This is a genomic window from Rhizobium sp. SG2393, from assembly GCF_042610495.1.
Lineage (GTDB): Bacteria > Pseudomonadota > Alphaproteobacteria > Rhizobiales > Rhizobiaceae > RU20A.
Map to the genome: position 1 here is coordinate 205,176 of NZ_JBHGAP010000002.1, position 20,471 is coordinate 225,646.

The 20,471-nt window shown below is 59.7% G+C and carries 20 protein-coding genes and 1 tRNA gene; 14 read left to right on the forward strand and 7 right to left on the reverse strand.

The window, feature by feature from the left end; genetic code table 11:
• Positions 1 to 34 precede the first annotated feature (34 nt).
• The 10 genes from ACED18_RS09715 (at position 35) to ACED18_RS09760 (ending at position 11,855) form a co-directional block, all read left to right on the forward strand.
• Positions 35 to 1,051 (forward strand): hypothetical protein, encoded by a 1,017-nt coding sequence (locus ACED18_RS09715; RefSeq protein WP_377291524.1) that lies wholly within the window; start codon positions 35 to 37, stop codon positions 1,049 to 1,051.
• 101 nt (positions 1,052 to 1,152) lie between these two features.
• On the forward strand, positions 1,153 to 1,359 hold the full coding sequence (locus ACED18_RS09720; RefSeq protein ID WP_377291526.1) for a helix-turn-helix transcriptional regulator: 207 nt from the start codon (positions 1,153 to 1,155) through the stop codon (positions 1,357 to 1,359).
• A complete protein-coding gene (locus ACED18_RS09725; protein WP_377291528.1) occupies positions 1,360 to 1,842 on the forward strand; it encodes a helix-turn-helix domain-containing protein in 483 nt (160 codons plus the stop codon).
• Positions 1,839 to 2,780, forward strand: coding sequence for a tyrosine recombinase XerC (xerC, locus tag ACED18_RS09730; RefSeq protein WP_377291530.1), 942 nt, complete (start codon positions 1,839 to 1,841; stop codon positions 2,778 to 2,780). Before ACED18_RS09725 ends, xerC begins: the two co-directional genes overlap by 4 nt.
• A 4-nt stretch (positions 2,781 to 2,784) precedes the next feature.
• Complete coding sequence (locus ACED18_RS09735; RefSeq protein ID WP_377291532.1) at positions 2,785 to 2,940, forward strand: hypothetical protein; 156 nt, start codon at positions 2,785 to 2,787, stop codon at positions 2,938 to 2,940.
• 62 nt (positions 2,941 to 3,002) lie between these two features.
• Positions 3,003 to 4,604 carry a site-specific DNA-methyltransferase gene (locus ACED18_RS09740; RefSeq protein WP_377291534.1) on the forward strand — a complete coding sequence of 534 codons (1,602 nt, stop codon included), beginning with the start codon at positions 3,003 to 3,005 and terminating at the stop codon, positions 4,602 to 4,604.
• Positions 4,604 to 7,264: a DEAD/DEAH box helicase gene (locus ACED18_RS09745; protein ID WP_377291536.1), complete on the forward strand. Its 2,661-nt coding sequence runs from the start codon at positions 4,604 to 4,606 to the stop codon at positions 7,262 to 7,264. Before ACED18_RS09740 ends, ACED18_RS09745 begins: the two co-directional genes overlap by 1 nt.
• Positions 7,265 to 7,852: 588 nt before the next feature.
• Complete coding sequence (locus ACED18_RS09750) at positions 7,853 to 8,362, forward strand: molybdopterin-dependent oxidoreductase (RefSeq protein ID WP_377291538.1); 510 nt, start codon at positions 7,853 to 7,855, stop codon at positions 8,360 to 8,362.
• Positions 8,359 to 10,623, forward strand: a complete 2,265-nt coding sequence (locus ACED18_RS09755; RefSeq protein ID WP_377291540.1) for an ATP-binding protein — start codon at positions 8,359 to 8,361, stop codon at positions 10,621 to 10,623. Before ACED18_RS09750 ends, ACED18_RS09755 begins: the two co-directional genes overlap by 4 nt.
• 137 nt (positions 10,624 to 10,760) lie before the next feature.
• Positions 10,761 to 11,855, forward strand: a complete 1,095-nt coding sequence (locus ACED18_RS09760) for an HD domain-containing phosphohydrolase (protein ID WP_377291542.1) — start codon at positions 10,761 to 10,763, stop codon at positions 11,853 to 11,855.
• 31 nt (positions 11,856 to 11,886) lie between these two features.
• Here ACED18_RS09760 and ACED18_RS09765 read toward each other — a convergent pair whose 3' ends face one another.
• The gene (locus ACED18_RS09765; protein ID WP_377291544.1) at positions 11,887 to 12,918 is read right to left on the reverse strand and encodes a hydroxyacid dehydrogenase; all 1,032 of its coding nucleotides are present in this window, start codon (positions 12,916 to 12,918) and stop codon (positions 11,887 to 11,889) included.
• A gap of 107 nt (positions 12,919 to 13,025) precedes the next feature.
• Positions 13,026 to 13,487, reverse strand: coding sequence for a hypothetical protein (locus ACED18_RS09770; protein WP_377291546.1), 462 nt, complete (start codon positions 13,485 to 13,487; stop codon positions 13,026 to 13,028).
• Between ACED18_RS09770 and ACED18_RS09775 the strand changes: the two genes are divergently transcribed.
• Positions 13,486 to 14,112, forward strand: coding sequence for a ribonuclease D (locus ACED18_RS09775; protein ID WP_377291548.1), 627 nt, complete (start codon positions 13,486 to 13,488; stop codon positions 14,110 to 14,112). The two genes, ACED18_RS09770 and ACED18_RS09775, sit on opposite strands and share 2 nt — an antisense overlap.
• Before the next feature lie 22 nt (positions 14,113 to 14,134).
• Here ACED18_RS09775 and ACED18_RS09780 read toward each other — a convergent pair whose 3' ends face one another.
• On the reverse strand, positions 14,135 to 14,293 hold the full coding sequence (locus ACED18_RS09780; RefSeq protein ID WP_377291550.1) for a hypothetical protein: 159 nt from the start codon (positions 14,291 to 14,293) through the stop codon (positions 14,135 to 14,137).
• A gap of 90 nt (positions 14,294 to 14,383) precedes the next feature.
• Here ACED18_RS09780 and ACED18_RS09785 point away from each other — a divergent pair, with 90 nt between their 5' ends.
• Entirely contained in the window at positions 14,384 to 14,926 is a 543-nt protein-coding gene (locus ACED18_RS09785) for a hypothetical protein (RefSeq protein WP_377291552.1), read from the forward strand.
• A 134-nt stretch (positions 14,927 to 15,060) separates the two neighbouring features.
• Here the strand turns inward: ACED18_RS09785 and ACED18_RS09790 are convergent.
• The 3 genes from ACED18_RS09790 to ACED18_RS09800 all read right to left on the reverse strand — a co-directional run bounded on the left by ACED18_RS09790 (position 15,061) and on the right by ACED18_RS09800 (position 15,717).
• A tRNA-Ala gene (locus tag ACED18_RS09790) sits at positions 15,061 to 15,136 on the reverse strand.
• A gap of 1 nt (position 15,137) precedes the next feature.
• Entirely contained in the window at positions 15,138 to 15,320 is a 183-nt protein-coding gene (locus tag ACED18_RS09795; RefSeq protein WP_377291554.1) for a hypothetical protein, read from the reverse strand.
• A gap of 7 nt (positions 15,321 to 15,327) precedes the next feature.
• Complete coding sequence (locus ACED18_RS09800; RefSeq protein ID WP_377291556.1) at positions 15,328 to 15,717, reverse strand: TIGR02300 family protein; 390 nt, start codon at positions 15,715 to 15,717, stop codon at positions 15,328 to 15,330.
• Between the two features lie 193 nt (positions 15,718 to 15,910).
• Here ACED18_RS09800 and cmk point away from each other — a divergent pair, with 193 nt between their 5' ends.
• Together cmk and rpsA are read left to right on the forward strand one after the other, a co-directional pair.
• Positions 15,911 to 16,540, forward strand: a complete 630-nt coding sequence (gene cmk / locus ACED18_RS09805; RefSeq protein ID WP_377291558.1) for a (d)CMP kinase — start codon at positions 15,911 to 15,913, stop codon at positions 16,538 to 16,540.
• A gap of 175 nt (positions 16,541 to 16,715) precedes the next feature.
• Positions 16,716 to 18,419, forward strand: a complete 1,704-nt coding sequence (gene rpsA / locus ACED18_RS09810) for a 30S ribosomal protein S1 (protein ID WP_377291560.1) — start codon at positions 16,716 to 16,718, stop codon at positions 18,417 to 18,419.
• An 84-nt stretch (positions 18,420 to 18,503) separates the two neighbouring features.
• On the opposite strand, the gene ACED18_RS09815 is transcribed toward rpsA, so the two are convergent.
• On the reverse strand, positions 18,504 to 20,276 hold the full coding sequence (locus ACED18_RS09815) for a hypothetical protein (protein WP_377291562.1): 1,773 nt from the start codon (positions 20,274 to 20,276) through the stop codon (positions 18,504 to 18,506).
• Positions 20,277 to 20,471: the final 195 nt, after the last annotated feature.

Consider the following 20,471-nt stretch of genomic DNA (forward strand, 5'->3'; position numbering starts at 1 on the left):
GATAATCCTGAAGGCAGAGAATCAGGACCGCAGGATGGACACACAATTACCTCCTTGGGAGGTCGACCCTATCGCCTTTGTCGTGGATCGACTGTTTCCGGATCAGCGGATTTTTGCCAACAAGGAGTATTGGGACACCTATCCCGAACATAAAGAGCGCTACGAGGCGGCCAGTAACGCGGCAAGTCGGTTTACCGAAAGCATTGGGCATGGCCTTTCCGTTGAACAGTTCGATGCGATTCTAGAGAGTGAGATCAATCGATTTCTCGAAGAGCGCTTTGAAATGGCTGCGGCTTTGGATGCGAAGCGCTTCTTCAATACCCGTCTTGCAGAGACCAATTGGGACTACTGGTCGAAGATCTCCTACTGGACGCCAGAGGAAGCAACGGCAATCTCGTTTGGCAAGGACCCCAAAGTGGTCAATATCCAGACCCTGGAGCCTTATGCCAGCAACTCTGTTTTCGTGGGTGCCTTTCATGCACAGTTGCAGCTTGTCAGCCGCGCCATCGAAACCGGCCAGCTTCTGAACAAGAACACCCCTGCTTTCTTCCTAGCATGGGCGCTCAGAACGGGGTTCCACGTGCCTGCGAAGGCGCTGGAAGCCGTTACATCGCGGGGCGTGCAGATCGCCGATTGGAAAACGGAATTCGACACGCTTGCGCAATTTCTGAACAGTTTAATTATCGAGCACGGAAGGACCGAAGCGGAGCTCCGCACCCAAGCGGAACGGGCGCAACAGGAACTAAAAACGCTTCGCGACGCGGCAATCGCATTCTTGGAAGAGAATATCGAGCTTCACGCCAAGTTGGCCGAGCTTTCGTCCGACACTGCGAACCAAAAGCCAGTTCCGCCACGCGAGCGCGAAAGCATGCTGAAAATGATTCTGGCTATGGCGATGAAGAAATATCGTTTCGATCCGACCAAGGCAAAAAATGACGCCACCGCCCACATTGCAGGTGCCGTTACCGAAATTGGTTTGCGGCTCGATGATGATACCGTCCGGAAATATCTCAATGAAGCCAAGCTCTTGCTTCAAGACAAACCCGATTAGCCACATGCTGAAACCGAAATCGGTTTGACATTCCCGAATTCGGCCACTGCCTTATCGGCCGATCTAGAACGACCTCGTTTCAACCAAGACGAGGTGGCACCATGCCAGACAACACTCCTTTCCCGACGACCGGCTTTCTGCGGCTTTCCGCGATCATTGCGCCGCACGGGCCAATTCCAGTCAGTAAGTCGACCTGGTGGGCCGGCATCAAGGACGGCCGTTTTCCAAAGCCGGTCAAGCTTGGGCCGCGCATCACCGCCTGGCGGGTGGAAGACATCCGTTCGCTGATCGACAGCGGGGGCCGGTGAATGGCCGGGCGTCGCCCGAACCGACGGGCGATAAAGCAGCACTTCAGTTACACGACCGAAGAGGCGGCTCTTCTGCTTGGCGTGGCGAAGGGCAGCGTGCGGCGATGGCTGAAGTCGGGCTTGCCACATATGGCCGACCAACGGCCCTTTCTTATCCTGGGCGGCGATCTGCGGGACTTTCTCGACAAGCGGGGCCGAACAAAGCAGCGATGCGCGCTGCACGAATTCTACTGCTTTCGCTGCCGAGAACCGAAAGCCGCTGCCGGGGGAATGATCGACTACACCCCACACACAGCTCTTAGCGGGCAGCTCAGCGCGATCTGCCAGACCTGCGAGACCATCATGCATAGGAGCTTTAGCGCCTCAAAGCTCGCTCTTCTGGAGCGGCAAGCGGCGGTTTCATTTCCGAAGGGTGATCCACGCCTAAACGAGATGGGCAATGCCAGTCGCAATGATCACTTGGGAAAGGAGCCAAAACGGTGAAGACACACCACCCGAAGAACGAGCGAATCAAGCGCCGCTATTTTGACTACCTGAAAGAAGCCAAGAGAATGGACACCAGCAGCGTTGACCTCGTCGCGGCGTCGATCGCGGGTTTCGAGCAATGGTCACACTATCGCGACTTCGCGAACTTTCGTATCGATCAGGCCAAGAGCTTCAAGGCTCACCTGGCAAAGCAGCGAAACGCCAAGACGGGGGCACCGCTCTCCAAGGCGACGATCTATTCGCGGCTCATGGCGCTCAAAGCCTTCGTCTTCTGGCTTGCCGGACAGCCTGGCTACAAGTCGCGGATTTCCTACGCCGATGCGGAGTACTTCAATCCGAACGCCAACGACAGCCGGATTGCCACAGCGCGGCGCGACAAGAAGGTGCCGACGGTCGAGCAGGTCACGCACGTGCTTTCACGCATGCCCGTCGCCAGCGACATAGAGAAGCGCGATCGGGCGATCATTGCCTTCACGCTTTTGACGGGTGCACGGGACAATGCCGTTGCGTCCTTTAAGCTGAAGCATGTCGATCTTGCCGCTCGAAGTGTGTTTCAGGATGCGCGCGACGTACGGACAAAAAACCGTAAGAGCTTCACCACCTTCTTTTTCCCTATCGGCGACGAAGCCGATGCGATCGTTAAGGAGTGGATCGGTTATCTTAAGGACACACTTCTGTTCGGTCCTGATGATCCGCTGTTTCCGGCAACAAGGGTCGCATTGACCAATGCAGGCCTCTTTGGGGCTGCCGGTCTTTCGCGCGAACACTGGAAGGACGCGTCGGCCATCCGGCGCATCTTCAGATCGGCCTTCGAGGCGGCGGGCTTGCCCTATGCCAATCCGCACAGCCTGCGCGACACAATTGCGATGTTGGGGGAACAGCGCTGCCGTACCCCAGAGGAGTTCAAGGCCTGGAGCCAAAACCTGGGGGCATGAGCAAGTGCTGACGACATTCACCAGTTACGGCACGGTCGCAATCAACCGGCAGGCGGATATCATCGCCGCGTTGCGGCAACGGGATGAGCAAAGCAGCATGTCATCCGAAGCCGTTGCGGCGATCACCGCTATCTTGGATAGGGAGCGCAAGAAGGCGTGACAGCCCCAATTCGGGTCACTACAAAGCATGTCATCGACCAATGACAGATTGCAGGACCTGGGATGCCCACACTCGACTGGATCGGCAAGAAGGCCGTTGTGAACCATCATCGTGAGGTTCCGTATCGGCTGATCCATTGCGACAAAGACATGAGCCATGGCGATCCGGATGCCGGCAATCTTCTTGTGCAGGGCGACAATCTCGAAGCGCTGAAGGCGCTACTGCCCTACTACGCCGGCAAGGTGAAGTGCATCTATATCGACCCGCCCTACAACACCGGCAATGAGAGTTGGGTTTACAACGACAATGTGAACTCGCCGGAAATCCGCGCTTGGCTGGGTAGTGTTGTCGGTAAGGAAGCGGAAGACCTGTCCCGCCACGATAAATGGCTTTGCATGATGTATCCGCGCTTGCGGTTGCTGAAGGAGTTCTTGAGTGACGATGGGTCAATTTGGGTATCTGTAGACGATAATGAATCCCACTACATGAAGGTGATTCTGGATGAAATATTCGGACGCAAGAATTTTATTGCGAACGTAGTCTGGCAGAAATCCTACACCGCGAACCAGACAGCAAAACATATATCTGACAACCATGATCATTTGCTTGCTTATGCGAAGGATGAAGACCTGCTGGTGATTGGCAAGATCGCAAGGACGCCCGAACAGGAGAAGACGTTTAAAAATCCAGATAATGATCCTCGCGGTGACTGGAAGGCCGAGAATTTATCGGCGGGAAAATTCTACAGTGAAGGGCAATTCCCGATCATTGGACCAACCGGCAAGAGTTTCCTTCCTCCCAAAGGCCGTTATTGGCGTTGCAACCAAAGTCAGTATGAGAACTGGCTAAATGATGGACGCATAACTTTTGGCCTAAAAGGCACGGGCAGACCGATGCTCAAGAAATACCTTCGGGAAATGGACGAAGGACTAAAACTTAGCTCTTGGTGGCCCCACAATGAAAACGGAAGCAATAAAGAAGCCAGCATTCACCTTAAGAGCATTATTAGTGAAGGGAACGTTTTTCAAACACCCAAGCCCGAGAAACTTCTGAAAAATATTATTCAAGTATCTACATCAGCGGGTGATATGATTCTGGATTCCTTTGCAGGCTCTGGAACTTCCGCGTCCGCAGCGCACAAACTAAACCGAAAATGGATTGCTATCGAAATGGGCGAGCATGCCCGTAATCACATTGCGCCGCGTATCGAAAAGGTGATCGAAAACTCCGATGATGGTGGTGTCACTTCAGAGGTAAATTGGAGCGGCGGCGGCGGCTTCCGCTTCTGCACTCTGGGCGAACCTTTGTTCGATGCCGATGGCAATGTTTCGCCTGCCGTAACCTTTCCCAATCTTGCCGCGCATGTGTTCTTCTGCGAAACCGGATCGCCAATCCCCAAGCGTGCCGATGGCGCGTCGCCGCTGATCGGCACGTTCCAGAACCGGGCAATCTATCTACTGCATTCGGCGGAAGCTGTAGGCGTTGCGCGTGAACAGGCGGGCAATGTGCTGACAGGTGCGGTGCTGGAAGCGCTGCCGTTGCCGGACAAGGATTTTGCCGGTGCGCGGATCGTCTATGCGGAGGGCTGCACAGTCCCGGATGACCGCTTGTCCGCCCTTGGCGTCACCTTCAAGCAGATCCCCTATCAGATTGAGGGGATTTGATGATGGCATTGCCCGTATTCTCCCTGAAGACCTATCAGCTTCAGACGCTTGCCAGCCTTCGGCGCTTTCTGGAAAAGACAGTGGAGTTCGGCAAGGCGTCAACCGGCTTCATCGATATGACGAACCGGCCTTATTACGAACTTTCGCAGTTGCCGGGCCTGCCTTACGTGTGCCTTCGCGTGCCGACCGGCGGCGGCAAGACGATCCTTGCCGCCCATAGCGTCGCCATAGCCGCCGACACGTTCCTTCGTTGCGACAATCCAACAGTGCTTTGGCTGGTGCCGTCTGACCCGATCCGTGAACAGACGCTGGCGACGTTATCTGATAGAGCGCACCCGAACCGGCGAGCGCTCGCGGATCGGTTTGGCGAGAATGTCCGCGTCATGACTATTCAAGATGCGCTCTATGCAAAACGTGCCGATTATGACGGCGGCGCTGTGGTCATCGTCGCGACGATCCAAGCCTTCCGCGTAGAGAAGACAGAAGGCCGTAAGGTTTATGAGGCAAATGGCGAGCTGATGGACCATTTCAGCGGCTTGGCCAATGAACAGCGGGCCATTCTCGAAGCAGGGCCCTCCGGCGATCCGCTGCCGTCGCTTGCCAATGTGCTGCGCATGCGCCGGCCTATGGTGATCGTGGATGAGGCGCACAATGCCCGCACCGACCTTTCCTTCGACACGTTGGGCCGGCTTTCCCCCTCATTGATTGTGGAGTTCACCGCAACGCCCGTTACGCCGGAGGAGCACAAGCCAGACAACGGCATTTACGCTTCAAACGTCCTGCACCATGTCTCGGCAGCGGAGTTGAAGGCGGAAGAGATGATCAAGCTGCCCGTCATTCTTCGCGGGCGGGCCGATCCACGTGATACGATCAGCGACGCCATGGCTTGGCTGGACGAATTATCTGCCACGGCGCGGGCGGAAGAGAACCTGACAGGCGAATTCGTTCGCCCGGTTATGCTGGTGCAGGCCGAACCGAAATCGAAAGATAAGCCGACGCTTCACGCCGACGAGGTGAAAAAGCTCCTGGTCGACGATTTCCGTGTGCTGGAAGAGCATATTGTGATCGCGACTGGCGACAGCAAAGGTCTTAAGGGCGTCGACCTGTTTGACCGCGATTGCAAGGTGCGCTTCATCATCACCCAACAGGCGCTGAAAGAGGGTTGGGATTGCTCTTTCGCCTACGTGTTGTGTTCTGTGGCCGAGCAGAAATCGGCGCGGGCGGTTGAGCAGCTTCTTGGCCGCGTACTGCGACTTCCGCATGCAAAGCGCAAGCACCATGAAGACCTGAACCGCGCTTTTGCATTTGCGACAACCACCAGCTTTCAGAACGCTGCCAATACCCTGCGCGACGGGCTTGTGAACAACGGCTTCGAGCGGGTGGAAGCGCAAGCGCTGGTGCGCGCGGTTGCCGAGCCGATTCAGGGGCTGGAGCCGGGCGGGATTGCTTTTGCCCATGAAGAGGCTGTGCCCTTCGAACTGGATTTCCAAGCTTTTGAAAAGAACATCCACACATTGACGGGCGGCCGTGTCGAATTCGATGCGGACAAGCAGGTCATCCGGGCGCGCGGTGCGCTCACAGATTACGATAAGAGGGCACTCCTTCTCGCCCTTCCACCTGCGGCCGCCGGCATGGTGGAAGCGCTGGTCCACAAGTCGCGCGGCGCACGGCTGAAATCGATTGGCGAGGAACAGGAAGCCATCCGATTTGCGGTGCCGCGCCTTGCAGTCAAGACCTCGCACGGATTGCAACTCTTTGATCGCGGGCACTTCCTGGATATTCCGTGGAAGCTGGAAAGCGACGACCCGGCGCCGATCATGGATTACTTCGTCCCGCCCAAACAGGCACGCGACGAAGCGCATGTCGACGTGGATCAGACGGGCCATGTGAATGTGCAGTTCGTGACGGATCTGCACGAGCAATTGATGCTCAACCTTCAGGAACGCGGCTGGACAAAGAATGCGCTGGTGAACTGGCTTGACCGGCGGCTTCCTTTCACCGCCCGGCGAGACATCACCCGCGTCTCTTCTACGCTCTTCATATCGAAGGCGCTTGATCACATCACATCAAACGCGGGTATGTCGCTTGAAGCGTTGGCGAGGGCAAAGTTCCGACTGGTCGACGCGCTGGTGAAGGTGATCGCGAAGCATCGCGATCGTCGCGAAGGTGAGGCGTTTCAGATGGCGCTCATTCCGCAAAGCGGCTTGGAATTTGAGACGAGCGCTGACCTTGAACTCACCTTCGATGAAAACCGCTACGGATATCGCGAGCCCTACAAGGGTCGGGTTGACTTCAGGAAGCACTTGTTCCGCGTCATCGGCGATCTGGAGCCGTCGGGCGAAGAACATGATTGTGCGGTCTATCTGGAGCGGATGCCAGAGGTGAAAGCCTGGGTCCGCAACACGTCGCAACAGCCAAACTCGTTCTGGCTTCAGACGGCAACGGACAAGTTCTATCCCGATTTCATTGCGCTCCTCACAGACGGGCGCTATCTGGTCCTGGAGTACAAGGGCGCACCTTACATCACCAATGACGACTCGAAGGAGAAACGTCTTGTCGGCGAGCTGTGGGCAGATCGATCAGGCGGATCGTGCGTGTTCCTTATGATCGGCGACCGCGACTTCAGCCGGGTTGATGCGACGATCGGTAGGCCAGCCTGACCTTTTTTGGGGATAAGCCAGATCAGGGGACGGGTAAGCGTGATAGGCACGACGACTTTCGATTTGTTGGTACATGTGTTGGTATTCCGATCAAAACACGTCTTTTAAGCTGATATAATTCAAAGACTTGGAATTATCTTTCGAGTCCTCTTCTGGCACCATTTCCCTTTGAAGATCTCCGTTTCGTGCAGATCTTCTTTTATTTCACTTTCTTGCATATAATTTGCGTAACAACGCAGCTTGGTGGGCGATAACTGCCCATTGCAGGCAGGGCTTGTTCTGGCCGCATGCTTTTCCCAAGGTTGTCTTTCTGATCGCGGAAATTACCCTTGGATGTCCCGACTGTCGTTACTTCGAATAATTTGGACAGCTCCTGCTTTTTGCTTTTGAGGCGGCAGTACGTACCGTATTTGAGTTTTGATATTCACTAATATTTAAAGGCGCTTCGGTAAGTTCCCAGTGTCATGATGATGCACCGGCATGAGGCTGGAGCGATGTCGGCGACGCCTGTTGGCGCCGGCGTTCGTCTGACATGCGACACCCTGTTCACAATGTGCTCAGGCGCAGAGCTGATTTCCGGAGCCTTCCATGTCGTTCCTCAAGCGAGCGCTGCTCGCAACGTTGCTTGTCGCCCCCTTCTCCTCGCACGCCTTTGCGCTGGATAAGCCAACGGGCGAGGTCATCCTGACCGTGACAGGACCCAATCTCCAGCATCCGAATGCCGGCGCCGCCGCCGAGTTCGACCTCGCCATGCTCGAAGCCCTCAAAGGCCGCACCGGAACGATGGAAACGCCGTGGACTGAGGGCAAGGTCACCTTCAGCGGTCCGCTTCTGCACGAGGTTCTGGCTGCCGCAGGTGCGCAAGGCACGACGATCAAGGTGCGCGCACTCAATGATTACGCCGCGGAAATTCCGATGGAGGATGCAACCGACCTCGATACCATCCTCGCGACCCGCATGAACGGGGAGACGATGTCGATCCGCAGCAAGGGGCCGCTCTTCCTGATCTATCCCTTCGATCAGGACAAGAATCTCTACAATGAGAAGTATTTCTCGCGCTCGGTCTGGCAGATCAAGGCAATCGAGGTCACGCCGTGAGAGACTCAGCGCGGCGCAGTGGCGATGTCATCCGCCAGGTCAGCACGTCAACGGTGTTGCTCCAGGGATTTGCCGCGTTCCTGCTGTTGCTGCTCGGCCTGATGCTTTACGAGATTTCCAGCCGCTACGCCTCCCTGGAGGACGGCATACGAGAAAACTCGCTCTGGTCGGTTTTCCAGCTCGACCGGGAAACGCGTCAACTGAACGAACTGATTTCCGATACGCTGCACCATCCGGCCACCTGGCGTGCCAGCCAAAGGGATCTGTCGCGCCGGTTCGATATTCTCTATTCGCGCATGACGATCCTTGAACAGGCGAGCTTCGAGCAGAGCTTTGCGCGGAATGCGAGGATCCTCGAGAAGATCGACGGCATCCAGAAATCGGTAGAGGTCCTGACGCCGTTTTTCGATCGCCTGTCAGCCGGCAAGGCGATTCAATATGCCGAGTTGAACAGCGTCGCACAGACGACAAAGCGGATGGTGCTGCAGACCGAAGATCTGCTGACCTTTGCCAATACAACGGTTTCGACTGCCCGTGCGGATGCGCGCAACGGCCTTATGGATATCCAGATCAAGACGGGCGGCATCATCCTGCTGCTTGTCGTGTGCGTGCTGTTCCTGATCTTCACCCTCCGGCGACAGCTGAAATCCGTACGCGCGGCTGGGCTCAGCCTCGAGACGATGGCGAATGCGCTGAATTCCGCCTATATGGACGCGCAGGCAGGCAACAGCGCCAAGTCGCAGTTTCTGGCCACGATCGGCCATGAAGTCCGCACGCCGCTGAATGCGATCCTCGGGACGGCAGAACTGCTCGAACTCTCTGCACTGCCGGACGACGTTCGGCCGAACGTGCAGACGATCCGCCGCTCCGGCCAGGCGCTGCTCGAGATCATCAATGAAATTCTCGATTTCGCAAAGATCGAGAATGGCAAGATGGATATCGATCTGCATCCGGTGAATGTCCTCGCCTTGGCGAGCGACGTTGCCGACATGATCCGCGACCGCGCCGCGGAAAATGGCAACACGATGCGCTTTCTGGCCCCGGAGGCGCTGTCCGCCCCCTGGGTGCTTTCGGATGCCACGCGGCTGAGACAGGTTCTGCTGAACCTTCTCAGCAACGCCGTGAAGTTCACGAAGAACGGGAACGTCACGCTGGAAATCCGCGAGTTCACCGAAAACGGCCGTCTGTGGTTTGGTGCCGATATCTCCGACACCGGCATCGGCATCGATCCGGAAGGCCTCACAAAGCTCTTCCAGCCCTTCTCGCAGGTCGATGCCAGCATCACACGTCGCTTTGGCGGCACAGGTCTCGGCCTGACGATCTGCAAGGAGATCATCGAGGCCCTCGGCGGGCGTATCGGGGTACGCTCCACGAAGGACGTGGGGAGCACGTTCTGGTTCGAACTGCCGGTGAACGAGACCGAGGCTACGGCCAAGCCTCCGGCAGAGGACGCACAGCGGGCATCTGCACCCCGGATAAAGCCCATGCATGTGCTCCTCGTCGAAGACAATGCCGTCAACCAGGACGTGGCCATGCGCTATATCAAGCATATGGGCCACTCCGTCACGGTGGCGAAGGACGGGCTGGAAGCGCTCGCCCTGACGGGTGAGCAACGCTTCGATCTCATCCTCATGGACATGCACATGCCAAGAATGGACGGGATCGAAGCGACACGTCGCATTCGCGAGGCAGAAGAAGCCAGCAGATACGTGCGCACGCCGATCGTCGCCATGACAGCCAATGCCTCGGATACCGACCGCGATCTCTGCACGCAGGCCGGCATGGACGATTTCCAGTCCAAGCCGATTTCGCTGAAGACAATAACGGCCGTGTTCCAGCGCTACGGAACTGTTGTTGCGGGCGAACCTGAGACGGTGCCGCAGACCGACGCCGAAGATGCCGCCGCCGCCCCCGATATCCGCTCCGACACGGATGCTGTCATCGCGGATGAACTTGATCCCGTCTTCGCCGCGCGACGGGCGGAGATGATCTCGGTGCTGGGCGAAGATGATTTTGCCGAGCTTGTCGCCTCCTTCTTCGAGGATGCGCATAGCCTGTTGTCGCAGCTTGAGCGGATGGATCTGCTGGACGCCAGCACGCGGGACCACCTCCTTCACACGCTGAAGGGAGCGGCCGGCAGTGTCGGACTTGACCGGATTGCTGACCATTGCCAGCGGCTGCGAAACCAGGCCGTGCAAAGAGATGACATCGTAAAACTATCGGAGGAGATAGTCAAAATGAAACAAAGGCTTGCGGCATAAATGGACTTATGTTCCGATTTTCTTCAGGACTTTCGGAGCAGATGAAAGCCTGTAGGTACATGAACTGAAAACCAGGAAGACGGTGACGAAGCAAGGCGGGAAGACAACCGGCTTCGTCTTGCGGAGAGAGGAAGACCATGCGCATTTTGCTGGTGGACGACAACAAGACCAACCTCGGCTTCCTCACCAAGATGGTCGAGAAGCTGCCCGGGTGCGTCGCCCTTCCCTACCAGGCGCCGGAAAAGGTTCTGGCAGACATGCCGGGCCTGGAATTCGACATCGCGATCATCGATTTTCAGATGCCCGTTTACAATGGCATCGAGCTGCTGACGGAGATCGTGCACTTCGAAAAATATCGGGACAAGCCGATCGTCTTCGTGACCGCTGACACGGATACGGCGACACGCATGGCTGCGCTGAACGCCGGCGCCATCGACTTCCTGACCAAGCCCGTCAATCCGCTCGAGTTTCAGGCCCGCGTGCGCAATCTGATCGCACTGGTCGAGGCGCGCAACAAACTCGCCGACCGCGCCGACTGGCTGCGCACCGAGGTGGACAAGGCAGTACGCGAAATCCGCGAGCGCGAAGAGGAAATCATCGAGCGCCTGATGATTGCGGCGAGTTACAAGGATACCGAGACGGCGCGCCACACGAAGCGGGTTGCGGCCTATTCCGAGGCGATCGCGCTCGAGTGCGGGCTCAGCAAGGATTACGCCAAGGATATCCGTCTTGCTTCACCCATGCACGATATCGGCAAGGTTGCCATTCCCGATGCAGTTCTCCTGAAGAAGGGGAAGCTCACGGAGCAGGAATTTGCGGCCATGCAGACGCACACCATCGTCGGCTGCGATATCCTGAAGGAATCTAAGTCCAGCCTGCTGCGCCTGGCCGCCGAGATCGCCGGCAGCCATCACGAGCGCTGGGATGGACAGGGCTATCCGCGTCGTATCGCCGGCCACGACATTCCTCTGGTCGGACGGATCGTCGCGATCGCGGACAACTTCGATGCGCTGACGACGTCGCGTCCCTACAAGGAAGCCTGGAGCGTCGAGCGCACCGTCCAGCACATTCAGGAACGCGCCGGCTCGCAGTTCGACCCGCACTGTGTCGAGGCCTTCATGCGCGCGCTGCCAGCCATCCTGCGCATCATGCTGACCAATCTGGAGCGTGACGTGATGGCCGAGCCGACGCCGGAGACCATCGAACTCGCAACAAAGACCGCGGCCGCCTGACGGCCGCTGTCTGCGGTCCTCGTCTGGCGTTTCAGTTGACGGTAACGGGCTTCGATCGCATGCGCGAAACGGTCTCGCGCTCGGCACGCCTGCAACGCATGGGCGGCAGGCCGCGATCCATAAGGTCCAAATCCTCCAGCACCATGTCCCCCATCTTGAAGAAGGCGCTGTCGAGCGCGCCTGCACGATGGGCCGAGCGCAGGAAGCCGTTCAAGGTTCGGACGGGATGGTCAAGCGGCAACGGCTCTTCGGGGAAGACGTCGCTGGCCGCAACAATATGGCCGGAGGCAACAGCCGCCATCAGCGCGTCGAAATCGACGACCCCGGCGCGGCTGAGCAGGATGAAGGCTGCCCCTTCACGCATGGCCGCGAAGGCGTCGGCGTTGAGGAAACCCTGATTTTCCGAGGTCACGGAAGCGACGACAAAGATGAAGTCAGACTGGGCAAGAACCGTCTGGAGATCGGCCGGCTCCACGCCCTGGTCGATCAGAAGCGAGCGAGGCTGCCAGGGATCGAAGACGCGCGTACGGCAACGGAAGCCGGCGAGAACACGGTTCAGCGCCTTGCCGAGGTCACCGAAGCCGATAATGCCCACTTCTGCTCCGGAGAGAAGCCGTGCGGAGCGATTGCCATCTCCACCCCACCGCTCCCGTCCTTCCCGGAAATCGAGATCGGCGTCGACGATGCCGCGGGCCAAATTGAGCGCCAGGGCGAGCCCGAGTTCTGCGACCGGCTCGGCGAAAACCTGGCCTGTGGTCACCACATGAATGCCCCGCGCAAAGAGCACATCATAGGGCATGTTGTTGATGAGATTGCTTTCCACGTTGAGAATGCAGCGAAGCGACGTCATGGCGTCAAGCGCCGCATGGTCCAGCGGCGGCTGGCCGATGATGTAGCGCACATTCTTCAGTACGGCCGGGTCAAGAGCGGCGACCGCATCGGCGGCGACTTCCAGGATCTCGTAGCGCGCGTGCAGCTCGGCCCGCGCCGCGGGCGTAAAAATCAAATCGAGTGTGCGCGGTTCCGGTGCGCTGATAACCAGCGGACGTCCTCTTTCGGTCATGCCATTCCTCCGCAGCCCTACGGGCCTGTCTGCCTTGCATGCGCCTCAGGCGCGGTGCCTCTTCCGCCTTCGGCTTATCGCGTTCGGCGCCATCGGGGAAGATGTCGCTACCAGGGCAGCCCGCGTTGAATGCGCTCACGATTGCGCGGCAGATGATCGCTCTCGAAGGTGACGCCATCCTTCTCGCAGCGATACCGCAATTCGGTGCGCGGTGCGCGCGTGGGCTCAAAGGGAAAGTCACGCTCCACAAAGACCTGCTGGCAAACTGGCGGGTCGTCTTCGGGCGGCAGATCTGCGGGCGGGCGTACACCGGGAAGATCGCGAAAGGCTTCGGCAGGCGGCTGGCTCGGCATGGCCTGACCGGCAGCCAATCCGGCGACGGGGGAACCGGCACAGACGATCAGGATCAGGATCGCCCATCGGCAACTGACATATCCATAGCGCACGATCTTCATTCCGCCTTCACCCTCACGACGCCAACCGGAGGTCGGCTTGCGTTTCATATATCCCGCTGCGTGCAATTGCGGTATAGGCGGGGCCTTCACGATAGACGGAACGAGGATTTTCATGAGCGCGACCATCCGGTACCACGAAGGCGATATTCCGGCGGCCGATGCGGCCCGCTACACCGGCGCGATCGCCATCGACACCGAAACGCTGGGTCTGGTGCCGCGCCGCGACCGCCTGTGCGTGGTGCAACTGTCGCCGGGCGACGGCACGGCGGATGTGATCCGCATCGCCGCGGGCCAGACGGCGGCACCCAACCTCGTCGCCATGCTCGCCGATCCCGCGCGCCAGAAGATCTTCCACTTCGGCCGCTTCGACATCGCCGTTCTCTTCCACACCTTCGGCGTGACGACGGCGTCGGTGTTCTGCACCAAGATCGCCTCTCGCCTGACGCGCACCTATACCGACCGGCACGGGCTGAAGGACAATCTGAAGGAATTGCTGGAGATCGATATTTCCAAGCAGCAGCAGTCCTCCGACTGGGCCGCCGAAACGCTGTCGCCTGCCCAGCTCGAATATGCCGCCTCCGACGTGCTGCATCTTCATGCACTGCGCGACAAGCTCGCCTATCGCCTCGCCCGCGACGGCCGTGAGGCGATGGCCGAGGCCTGCTTCGCCTTCCTTCCGACACGCGCCAAGCTCGACCTGCTGGGTTGGGAAGAAACGGACATTTTCGCGCACAGCTGAGCGCGGCTGCTGCTGTTGCCGCTCAGGCGGTCCTGACCGTCAGCTCGATCACGCGCTTGCCGCGCGACGTCTCCAGCTTTTGCGCGTCATGCCCCGCGACAAGCTGGTCGACGGCCTGGAAAAGCCATGACCAGAACAGAAGCGACGAGAGTGCCGCGATGAGAAGATACTGGATTCGCATTGGTCCACTCTAGGCGGATTTGCTGAGCTCGGGTGTTCACGCTCACTCACGATTCGTTGTCAGCCGCTTTTCACGCAAGGCGCTGTCGCGGTGGGCGGCACCGCATCAAGAGGGATTGGCAAGCAGTCTTTTGCACTGCACCATGACGTCATGTCCGATTCTCTCAATGCCTTCAGCCTCGCCATCGGCCTGCTTGCCAGTGATCCCACCGTCAATCCGGGAGAGTGGCGCGACTATGTCTGGACGGCGCAGCCGATCGGGACATGCCTGCAGGATGGACGTTGCCCAGTCACCAGGACACGCTGGGACTGGAAGCGTGACCAGCGCGTCGAGATCCGAATCGCGCCCGGCAGCAAGGGCATCACCGTCACGAACCGGCTCATCAACAACGACCCAAGCGACGATGACGATGTCTGCGTGACCGTGCTCTTTCGGGACAAGGCCGGAAAGTCGATCACGGTCTTCCACGAGAATCGTCACGCCTTCCCGCGAACGGACACCGCGACGACGAGTGTGGTTCGAAAAGCGGCGCTGAAATCCATTACGTCGATTGCGGTTGGCACAAAACAGTGCCGCAGGGGTGCCCACGAAGACGATGACGTCTACCGCAGGGCGCAGAAGAGGACGCGTTAGCCGATCCGGCGCGCCTGAGTCCTGTAAACCGAAAGGGGAAACCGACTCAGCATCCAAGTTTTCCTGGCATAAGACTGCTAAACGTCGCCGTCTTCACATCAGTCGACCAAACAGAGGGTTGCCTAGAAAAAATTTGGTGGAGCTAAGCGGGATCGAACCGCTGACCTCTTGCATGCCATGCAAGCGCTCTCCCAGCTGAGCTATAGCCCCATCAGGGTGCCGGTTTTTCTCCGGCCCGGGTGACTTCCGAAGCGTTCGCCTCGGGAAGTGCGGTCTCATTAAAGCCGGCGATCGGCCTTGGCAAGTCGAAAAACTCCGTCTTGCCGATTTTTTTCACTGCCGCCCTCTTTTTTAGCCGGGCAGGGACTGGCATGCGGCCAATCCCCTTGTCCATGAAGGACTTAGACGTCGTCGTCGTCGTCGGAAACGCCGATGATGCCGCTCATGTCGTCGTCATCTTCGTCTTCGTCGGCTTCGAGGAAGGTGTCGTCGTCGTCACCGTCGATCTCGACATCGTCGTCGCCGAGATCCGGCAGGTCGTCGCCGCCCGATGCATCGTCGTCGGCCTCTTCCAGGGAGACGAGTTCGACTTCCGTGTTTTCGGTGTCGACTTCCGTGACGTCCTCTTCCTCTTCCTTCTCCAGAACCTTGGCGACGGAGGTCTCCTCGAAGAAGGAGAGCGGGTAGGACTTGCCCGTATAGGGCGACACGATCGGGTCGCGGTTCAGGTCATAGAACTTCTTGCCCGTTTCCGGGTCGATGCGCTTTGTTCCAAGTTCCGGTTTTACCACGGTGCAGCCTCGTCTATAGCCGGAAAGTCCGGTGCGGCCGGTTTCCCGGCATGTCAGGGATTGAATGAATAGCGGCCCCATATATCGTCTTGCCCGCATCTGTCAAAGCTTAACTTGGGCGCGCAAGCCCTGCCGCGCCTTGCCCGCCAGCCCGTTTTGCGGCAAAGCGGCGGCAAAGCAGAAGGGGACCGGCATGCTGACCATCGCCATCGACGGACCGGCCGCGGCCGGCAAGGGAACGCTCTCGCGAAAGATCGCCGAGACCTACGGCTTCTACCATCTCGATACGGGGCTCACCTATCGCGCCACGGCGAAGGCGCTCGTTGATGCCGGACTGCCGCTGGACGACGAGGCGGTGGCGGCAGAGGCGGCGCGGCGCGTGGAGCTTGCCGGCCTCGATCGCACCGTGCTCTCGCGCCACGAAATCGGCGAGGCGGCGTCAAAGATCGCCGTGATGCCGGCCGTGCGGCGGGCGCTGGTGGAAGCCCAGCGCGCCTTTGCGAAGCGCGCGCCCGGCACCGTGCTCGACGGACGCGATATCGGCACGGTGGTCTGCCCGGATGCGGCGGTGAAACTCTATGTCACCGCATCGGCCGAAGTCCGCGCCCGGCGCCGTTACGACGAGATCATCGCCGGCGGCGGTGTGGCCGATTACGATGGCGTGCTGGCCGATGTCATCACGCGCGATCAGCGCGACATGGGCCGCGCCGACAGCCCGCTGAAGCCGGCCGACGACGCGCACTTGCTCGACACGTCGGAAATGAGTATAGAGGCCGCGTTTTCGGCCGCGCGCGCCATCATCGATGCAGCGCTCGGACGTTGACGGAGCGCTTCGGCCTCCACAGACAGCCAAGATAGACTGAAGACCGTTCGAGGAGCGCGTCCCCGCGCCGGATTTGCCTTTCCGCGAGACACGTGGAAAGGCGGACACCTCCCCGGACTTGATCAACACCAACCCCCGGCGCCGATGCCGCATGCGGCATCCATCAGGAGTTTCCATGTCTCAAGCCAATCCCACCCGCGACGATTTCGCAGCCCTGCTGCAGGAATCCTTCGCCAAGACCGATCTTGCCGAAGGCTATGTCGCCAAGGGCATCATCACGGCCATCGAGAAGGACGTCGCCATCGTTGACGTCGGCCTCAAGGTCGAAGGCCGCGTGCCGCTGAAGGAATTCGGCGCCCGCGCCAAGGACGGTTCGCTGAAGGTCGGCGACGAAGTCGAAGTCTATGTCGAGCGCATCGAAAACGCTCTCGGCGAAGCCGTTCTGTCGCGCGAGAAGGCTCGCCGCGAAGAAAGCTGGATCAAGCTCGAAGCCAAGTTCGAAGCCGGCGAGCGCGTCGAAGGCGTCATCTTCAACCAGGTCAAGGGTGGCTTCACGGTCGACCTCGACGGCGCCGTGGCCTTCCTGCCGCGTTCGCAGGTGGACATCCGCCCGATCCGCGACGTCACGCCGCTCATGCACAACCCGCAGCCCTTCGAAATCCTCAAGATGGACAAGCGTCGCGGCAACATCGTCGTTTCGCGCCGTACGGTCCTCGAAGAGTCCCGCGCCGAGCAGCGTTCGGAAATCGTTCAGAACCTCGAAGAAGGCCAGGTTGTTGACGGCGTCGTCAAGAACATCACCGATTACGGTGCGTTCGTTGACCTCGGCGGCATCGACGGCCTGCTGCACGTCACCGACATGGCATGGCGCCGCGTCAACCATCCGTCGGAAATCCTGAACATCGGCCAGTCGGTCAAGGTTCAGATCATCCGCATCAACCAGGAAACCCACCGCATCTCGCTCGGCATGAAGCAGCTCGAGTCGGATCCGTGGGATGGCATCGGCACGAAGTACCCGGTCGGCAAGAAGATCTCCGGCACCGTCACGAACATCACCGACTACGGTGCGTTCGTCGAGCTGGAGCCGGGCATCGAAGGCCTGATCCACATCTCCGAAATGTCCTGGACGAAGAAGAACGTTCACCCCGGCAAGATCCTGTCCACGAGCCAGGAAGTCGATGTGGTCGTTCTCGAAGTCGATCCGACCAAGCGCCGCATCTCGCTCGGCCTCAAGCAGACGCTCGAGAACCCGTGGCAGGCCTTCGCGCACAGCCATCCGGCTGGCACGGAAGTTGAAGGCGAAGTCAAGAACAAGACCGAATTCGGCCTGTTCATCGGCCTCGACGGCGACGTGGACGGCATGGTTCACCTCTCCGACCTCGACTGGAACCGTCCGGGCGAACAGGTCATCGAAGAGTACAACAAGGGCGACGTCGTCAAGGCTGTCGTTCTCGATGTGGACGTCGACAAGGAGCGCATCTCGCTCGGCATCAAGCAGCTCGGCCGCGACTCGGTCGGCGAAGCTGCCGCTTCCGGCGACCTGCGCAAGAACGCCGTCGTTTCGGCTGAAGTCACCGCGGTGAACGATGGCGGCATCGAAGTCCGTCTCGTGAACCACGAAGACATCACGGCCTTCATCCGCCGTGGCGACCTGTCGCGCGACCGTGACGAGCAGCGCCCCGAGCGCTTCTCGGTCGGCCAGACCGTCGATGCCCGCGTCACCAACTTCTCGAAGAAGGATCGCAAGATCCAGCTCTCGATCAAGGCGCTGGAAATTGCCGAAGAGAAGGAAGCCGTCGCACAGTTCGGCTCTTCCGACTCGGGCGCTTCGCTCGGCGACATCCTCGGCGCGGCCCTGAAGAACCGCAACAACGACTAATCCTTCGACATCGTCGAACGATTGCGATCCGCGGGAGCCATCCGGTTCCCGCGGATTTTTCATGCCATCACGGCAGACCAGGTCTCAGCTTGCGTCACCCAGGAGGTGGTAGAGATGGTAGGCGCCCGACGCATCGACGGCATCGGCATGCGTGTCGTCTTCCTTCTTTGCGGAATGCTCGCCACGCTCCTGCTGCTGATCGGGATCTTCGGAGTTTTGCTCCCGCGGCGGCTTTTCACCGGAGGCATCGCTGTCCACGGGGTCGATCGTTTGCGTATGCGAAGGGCCGCCACGGCCGTTTGCCACGCCCGGAAAAGACAAAGCGCCAGGGAATGGGATGGGAATGGTTCCGGCCGGGAGTGACGCAAGCGCGCGCTGGCTTTCAGCCCTGCCCTCGACCCATGCTTCGGCAGCCCCTTGCGATGGGTCGCGATAGGTACGGCGCGCTTCGTCCGAACGCATGTCGGCACGGTAGCTCCCAGCATCGCCCGTGGGCGCCGCGGCTCGCTCGGCTTCATCGAGCAACGTCCGATCGTGATCGGAAAGAGAGCCCGCCTGCCGATCGTCGTGTAATGGTGTCGACCCGTCAGCAGGGAGCGATTCGTCATCGCCTGGCAACTGCGCGCCGGTCGTCGCATCTGCGCCTCTGGCGATCTCCGCTGCATCGCTTTCGCTTCGGAAGAGTTCGGCGAGACCCGTTTCGGCCAACATCTCTTCCGTCGGATTGGTGATGCGATAGGTACCGTCGGAATCGATTTCGGCGCGGTCACCAGCCCGCTGGTTGGTAAAAGCGTTGTCGTCACCTTCAGCCGGAGCCTGCTCCGTGTCGCCGGTCACCTCATAGGGTGCGGCTTCTGCTGAATCGGCAGCGACGACATCGGCGCCACCATGCCGGCCTTGCTCGGGATCGGCGGCATCCGAGGCACCACCGCCATCAGACGGATTCTGCAACCTTTCAATGTGAGCAAGTGCGTTCTCGGGCGCCGAGGATGCAGCAAGGGCTTGAAGAAGGCGGCCCGATTGAGCTGAATTCAACGTGGTAGGCTCGATCCGCTCGGCAGGCGTCAGTGGTGCGCCTGTCAGGCGCAGACCTTGCGGATCGGCAGGGACGCCCTGTTGCTGTGGCCGGACAGACAGGTTGGCGGCAGCCGGAATCGGGCGGGGCGTATGACCTCGCGATCCCTCGCGTGCCGATGGCGTCACGCCTTCCTCACCCTCCGTCAATCGGGATGCTGTTCCCTCTTCCTCCTTGCGACGGGGAGCGGACTGCTGCACCGCCTGCATCACGCCGGCATCGGTGGCCCGCGCAGCAACCAGCGCCTGTATCATGACAGGGGTCAGGACAGGCCCTTGCGGCGGAAGGATACGTTGAGGTGTGGCTTCCGCACCGCCGCGCGGCAGCGTCGTCGCCATGGAAACGGAACCCGGGCCCGGGCGGACCGCCCTGCCATCTGCGAAGGGAGGAGAGGCGGTGTCAGGGCGCTGGCGCAACCCCCGATCAAGAGGGTCCGGAGAGGATGAACGGTTTGCCGCTGCTCCGGCGGATATCTCGGGCAATATCGCTTCAAGGGCCCGTGCAATGCGTTGGGTATAAGCGCGAAGGCTCTCGTCCGTTTGCCACGACACACCCGTTACCGCGCCCAGGGACAGGACGAGGCGCAGGAGGTCGCCCCGCGAGAGCGGCTGTTCACCGGAGGCGTGGCGGGCCAGTTTTTCGATCAGAGAGCCGATGATCTCGAGAGGTCGCTGCCCGCCGGCAGAACTCGCCATGTTGCCGCGCATCACGGCAGCGCTGGCCAAGATGTCGTCCTGCGGCGGCAAGCCCGCAGATGTTGCCGGTGCACTGATCGAGAGCATCGTCACATCCATCGTTTGGGTGCGGTAGGCCCGCACAGCCGTGAGTCCGCTCCTCCGCGGCATTCTCCTGTCCGGTTTCCTCAGAGATCGTCTAGCCTGAAGCCGCGTCATGCGTCCGCTCGCCGACAATCTTCTGTCGGATGATGGGCGACGTCCGGTTCAAAGGTCTTTGTCGATGGTCAACATCGTCACCGG